At 46.0% G+C, this 3285-nt stretch carries 4 protein-coding genes; 1 reads left to right on the forward strand and 3 read right to left on the reverse strand.

The window, feature by feature from the left end:
• Positions 1-58 precede the first annotated feature (58 nt).
• The 3 genes from QUB35_RS38655 to QUB35_RS38665 all read right to left on the reverse strand — a co-directional run bounded on the left by QUB35_RS38655 (position 59) and on the right by QUB35_RS38665 (position 2267).
• Positions 59-370, reverse strand: coding sequence for a DNA methyltransferase (locus tag QUB35_RS38655; protein ID WP_333148327.1), 312 nt, complete (start codon positions 368-370; stop codon positions 59-61).
• Between the two features lie 48 nt (positions 371-418).
• Positions 419-1069: a HEAT repeat domain-containing protein gene (locus QUB35_RS38660; RefSeq protein WP_333148329.1), complete on the reverse strand. Its 651-nt coding sequence runs from the start codon at positions 1067-1069 to the stop codon at positions 419-421.
• 295 nt (positions 1070-1364) lie between these two features.
• Positions 1365-2267 carry a phosphodiester glycosidase family protein gene (locus tag QUB35_RS38665; protein ID WP_333148331.1) on the reverse strand — a complete coding sequence of 301 codons (903 nt, stop codon included), beginning with the start codon at positions 2265-2267 and terminating at the stop codon, positions 1365-1367.
• Between the two features lie 71 nt (positions 2268-2338).
• Between QUB35_RS38665 and QUB35_RS38670 the strand changes: the two genes are divergently transcribed.
• Positions 2339-3124, forward strand: a complete 786-nt coding sequence (locus QUB35_RS38670; protein ID WP_333148333.1) for a pentapeptide repeat-containing protein — start codon at positions 2339-2341, stop codon at positions 3122-3124.
• The last annotated feature ends 161 nt before the right edge of the window (positions 3125-3285 follow it).

Genomic DNA, 3285 nt, shown 5'->3' on the forward strand with positions numbered 1-3285 from the left:
ATTCAGGGCGGGCGAGACGCCCACCCCACAAGAATTAGAGTGTTTTTTGACATTCTATTTAAATGCACAACAGCTTACAAACAAAAGGATGCGCTTCGATACCGCAAGAATTTATACCAAGCTTATCGGCAGTGACGCAAACAGTACCAGATCCTGCAAATGGATCGAGGATAGTTTGAGGTTCTAACTCTGCTATGACTTGTTCGACCCAAGCTGCTGAGAATCCCGCCGAATAGCGAAACCACCTATGGATAGGTAATTTCATATTGTCTGTAAACGTACCTGTCCTTTCCTTGATGACTCTGGATTGAGGATTTGCGTGCAATTGAGGGATGGAATTAAAAAGCTGAAGCCGATCGGGGTTCTTCATTGAGCTTCATGAGTCCCATACTCTGATAGAGAACTACAGTATCTTACCCTAAAGGTGTAAAGTCCCACCTGCAACCCGATGATCTCGATCTTTTGCCAAATAGCTCACAGCCGCGCGAGCTTGAGGATTGTCAAATTTGCTCAGCGCGCGAGCAACTCGCAGCCGAATTCCCCAGTAATCTGAACTTACTAGAGGTAATAATTGCTGCAATGCCTGTTCTTGCTTCGGGGTATTTGCCAGCAGGCCCAATCCGTCAATTGCTACTTCCTGAACTGGTAAATCTTCGCCGCCAAGACCGATCGCACAAATTTCAAATACTGCATCAGGACACTGCATTTCGTACAGCGGAGCCATAATGCTGCGGCGGACGAGCCAATTGTCATCGCGGCGAAAAGCTTCCACTAAATGAGAAATTGCCTCGGTTCCGAACCTTGACAAAGAGTTAGCGGCTTCGGCGCGCACGTTCGGATCGCGATCGAACTGCATCATTTTTAACAGCGCCGCAAAAGCTTCCGCAGTTTGAATCTGCCGCAATCCCATCGCCACGAACGATCGCACCATAAACTCGCGATCGTCCACTTGGCTCAGCAACATCGGTAGCGCCACCGCAGAATCGCACTTTCTCAGAGCCGTTACCCCCCGCAGCCTCTCTTGAGAATCCGAACTTTGCAGCGCTGCTTGGATTTCGCTAATTTTCATAAGCCAATTATAAATTTTTGTTACGTTTCTTTACAATTTTAGCAATTATTCCCGGATTTTGGGCAGATTAAAAAAAAATTCACTGCTGAATAAAAATTTTTGTGCGTATTTAAGCGCACTTTTGTATTAGTAATGAAGGCAATCAGTACCATATTTATTTGAGTAGGCGGAGGCATTTTTGGTTTTTTTTCAAATAGGTTTTAACAGCAGATTTGTTACAAGCAGCGGCTGGGCGCGGTGCAGAATAGAATCATTTTTAACCCTAATTTTTGAGATTAAAGCGCAATTTAAAAGCCTAATTTTCCCGCGCATAAAATCCCAGGTGATTGGCAATTGGACGTTCCTGCATGGGGATTTTATTCTGAATCGGAGCATTCAACAGTTTCGCTCCTGACGGCGATGCTACTGCAAAAGTTACCGACCCGCCGCCATCTAAATTTAGCACTGTCTCAACTCCCAACTGCATCGAAATATCAGTTATTTCGCTCAATTTCAGCCCTTCACTGTAAAGCCTCTGCTTGCCGTCTGCCACAATTAACCACAACTTGTCGCCTGTTTTGTCGATCGCCGCGACGGCACGGGGATAGGGTTTATCCTGTGTGCGTTCTTTCTGGCTTTGTGCTACGGGTTGGCCATTTTTTACCAGCAAAGTATCTCCGGCAACTGCATAGGCTGTTCCCGCAGGGCAAGTGCCGTTTTCGATTATTTTAGCGCGGTTTTTGGCATCAAAACAAAGGGCGGGAAAGTCTGGATCTGGTTGAGAATAAGCTTGGCTTTTGGCAATGGCGTGTCCGACATTATTTACTCGATCGCCACTGCGGGGATAGTAATCCCAAGGTGCTTTCTCGATGCAGGGATAAAAAAAATTGCCGTTGACTGCTAATTGCAATTTAAATTCTTTCAGGAATTCAGTAGCGGTGCGGGCATTGGTTTCTGTTAAATCGGGTGTTGGGTTTCCGGGAGTGACAAAAATTCCTATTCCCGGCGCTTTTAGGTCGATGCTAACAATGTGAATTAGGGTGGGACGCGGATTAGTCCGAAATTCCCTGCGGTAGGCTATTCCTTGAAAGAGCGATCGGGCTTCGTTTGTTTGTTGGGGACGCAAAAAGTAGGGAATGTTGTAGAGTAGTATTGGTGCGAGCAATATTCCGAGACCGAGAATATGCCAAATTTGTTTGATCGTGGGTCGATAAGTCATACCATTTTAGATTTTAGATAGGGGACGGGAAGACTGACATATTTATATATTTTCAAGCATCCTGTACTAATATGAAGTATTCGGATTCCAATAATTTTAGCAATCAAATTTTACGAAATCGATCGTTCCAAGGACAAGTTCTTAACGGTGCTGATTTCAGCGGTGCGGATGTTCGAGGCTGCAATTTTAGAAATGCTCAGTTAGCGGGTGCGAATTTTGTCGGTGCGAAAATCGGCCTTTCTCGGCGACAGATAGCTGTTTTGAGTGGTGGGGCGATCGCGATTTGTTTGGTTGTGGGCGATGTTCTGACTCGACTGATTTTGGGAACTCAAGGACAATTACCGGGCTCTGGCAGTTGGCCTTTTGTTCTGTTGCTGTACGGGGTTTTGAGCGCTGCTGGCTTCGCTTCGGCGATCGCCAGCAAACAGCCAAAAACCTCAAAAGCGGGTAGATTGGCACGAACAATTTCTGCTATTCTATCAGGAGCTTTGTTGGGATTTTTCTATGCTGGTACTGCAACTAATAATAATTCCCAGGCTGCTCTTGCTGGAATGTCGATCGGCGGGGTGTTAATGTTTTTTGTGAATTCCCGGATTCGTAGCCAATTTGCACAGGTGGCGATCGCATCGGCTGGAAGTGTGGCGACTTACGCAGCAGCTTTTTTGTTCAGTGCAACGGCGAGCGCTTTTCTGAGCACTCACAAACTGTTTTGGGGTATGTGTTTCGGTTTTCTGTCGCTGCTGTATCTTTGGTTTGCGTTTGTGTCTCTCTCGGCTATGGTGCGAGAGATTGGAAATGCTGAGGGTACTTCCTTCAGGGGGGCAAATCTCGCTGATGCTAAGTTCGATATACATTAGCTCAATCTAAAATCTAAAATTTAAAATCTAAAATTACCCGACTGATATTCAAACAGCAATTGATATCAATTCCGGTTGCACCGGATGGGAGCATCTCACCTTTGCAGCCCTCCGCTAGAAATTGGAGTTTTGAGGCAGGAGGCAGGAGGCAGGAGGCAGAA

Source organism: Microcoleus sp. B13-B6 (genome assembly GCF_036705405.1).
Classification (GTDB): domain Bacteria; phylum Cyanobacteriota; class Cyanobacteriia; order Cyanobacteriales; family Microcoleaceae; genus Microcoleus.